This is a genomic window from Mesorhizobium sp. M7A.F.Ca.US.005.03.2.1, from assembly GCF_003997795.1.
GTDB classification, from domain to species: domain Bacteria; phylum Pseudomonadota; class Alphaproteobacteria; order Rhizobiales; family Rhizobiaceae; genus Mesorhizobium; species Mesorhizobium ciceri.
Genome location: NZ_RZRP01001594.1, coordinates 1 through 482, shown reverse-complemented (window position 1 = coordinate 482; position 482 = coordinate 1). Strand labels below are relative to the sequence as shown.

Below are 482 nucleotides of genomic sequence, written 5' to 3'. Positions count from 1 at the left end.
TGCGCGTAGGCAGCGCGGTTTCCCGCCTGCTCCAGCGGATTTTCGAGCGGCGTCAACGCTTGCGCCCACAGGCTGTCGCGACGGCCATCCCAGAAGAACCAGGGATCGTGCGCCACGCCCGCCAGCGGCATGGTGCGCCGGTTGGTGTGGCCGACGCCGACCGCCTGCGGCAGGTCGTCCTGGAACTGGCGGTCGATCTTGTGGCAGGTCGAACAGGATACCGACCCGTCACCGCTCATGCCCTGATCGAAGAACAGCGTCGAGCCGAGTGCGGCGGCGGCCGGCACGTCGGCAAAACGATTGGTGGTGTCGGCCTTGAGCGCCGGCAGCGACGACAGCGCCAGCGAAGCGATAGTCTTCTTTTCTGCGTCGGAAAAATCAGGCTTGCCGCAGCCCACGAGGACGACGGCGACCATCAGCGCCAGAAAGCGGAAAAGGCGCTTCATCGATCGCTCACAGCACCACGTTGAACAGTACGGTAT

The 482-nt window shown here is 64.9% G+C and carries 1 protein-coding gene; it reads right to left on the bottom strand.

The genetic code is table 11. From position 1 onward, the window contains the following. Window positions 1–446 (bottom strand): cytochrome c peroxidase (locus tag EN991_RS39340; RefSeq protein WP_281058867.1); only part of this gene is annotated, 446 nt, incomplete at its 3' end. Window positions 447–482 lie beyond the last annotated feature (36 nt).